This window comes from Mycobacterium sp. E136, assembly GCF_001666865.1.
Classification (GTDB): Bacteria; Actinomycetota; Actinomycetes; order Mycobacteriales; family Mycobacteriaceae; genus Mycobacterium.
In genome coordinates this window covers 1-1146 of record NZ_LZJE01000137.1, presented here as the reverse complement: position 1 = coordinate 1146, position 1146 = coordinate 1, and the positions used below count along the sequence as shown (strand labels likewise).

The following is a 1146-nucleotide window of genomic DNA, read 5'->3' as shown; positions in this document are numbered from 1 at the left end:
CCCCGACCAGATCCAGGTCGGGCCTGCTCCGGATCGCATCGATCGCGATCGACCCGACGCCGCCCGTCCCCCAGACCACGGTTCTCAGCGGTGTTTTCACGATTCCTCCGTTGCTGCGATTGACCCCGTCACCAGTGCGGCGCGCTCGAGATACTCGCGACCGATTCGTCGCCCTGCCGTCTCCCACACATCTGCACAGCGACCGAGTACAGCTCGGTCGTCGGCGCTCCCTCGGCGGGCGCCCGGATGTCGAACCGGAGCGTGAACATCAGCACCGCGACAAGGCCGGGGTATTCACGACGACCGACTCTAACCTAATCTTTGTTCTGGTTACCATTAATAGTGGATGCTATTCTCAGCGCTGGCTTTGTCGCCACACCGGGCTCCCGGAGGAGGATCGATGACCGGAGGTAAGCACCGCGTCGTGGTCTGGTCGACCGGCGGAATCGGCTCCATCGCGATCGATGCGATCCGGAGCAGGCCCGACCTCGAACTGGTCGGGGCGTGGGTGCACTCCGAGGAGAAGGACGGCAAGGACGCGGGGGTGCTGGCGGGCGGTGATCCGATCGGGCTGGCGGCCACCAATGACGCCGATGCGTTGATCACGCTGCGACCGGACTGCGTGGTGTACGCCGCGAGCGGGCCGGAACGCGACGCCGCGGCGGTGCCCGACTACCTGAAGCTCCTGGAAGCCGGGATCAACGTCGTGTCGACGTCGTCGACGACGCTGATCTATCCGCCCGCCTATTACTCGCCCGAATGGCGCAACCAGATGGAGCAGGCGGCGAAGAAGGGGAGTGCATCCTTTTACGCCTCCGGGATCTTCCCCGGTTTCGGCTCCGACCAGCTGGCGTTGGTGCTCGCCACGCAGTCGAAGCGGATCCAGCGTCTGACCGTCACCGAGGTCGCGCTCAACGATCACTACCCGGTGGCCGACGTGATGATGAACGGCATGGGCTTTGGTCGTCCCCTGGATTTCGAACCGCTGCTGAAGACGCCTGGGTTCATCGAAATGGCTTGGCGGGCACCGATTCATCTGATGGCCGCCGGTCTCGGCGTGGAGGTCGAGGAGGTCCGCGGCACCCTCGACCGCCGCGTCACGGACCGCGACATCGAGGTGGCGTTCGGCACTATCGAGGCGGGGAC

General features: G+C 65.4%; 2 protein-coding genes. One reads left to right on the top strand and one right to left on the bottom strand.

The features are described from left to right. Positions 1-128: 128 nt before the first annotated feature. The gene (locus A5698_RS28535) at positions 129-269 is read right to left on the bottom strand and encodes a hypothetical protein (RefSeq protein WP_156670581.1); all 141 of its coding nucleotides are present in this window, start codon (positions 267-269) and stop codon (positions 129-131) included. Between the two features lie 131 nt (positions 270-400). Here A5698_RS28535 and A5698_RS09170 point away from each other — a divergent pair. Then, positions 401-1146, top strand: a 746-nt coding sequence (locus tag A5698_RS09170) for a dihydrodipicolinate reductase (protein ID WP_068295724.1), incomplete at its 3' end; no start/stop codon positions are given.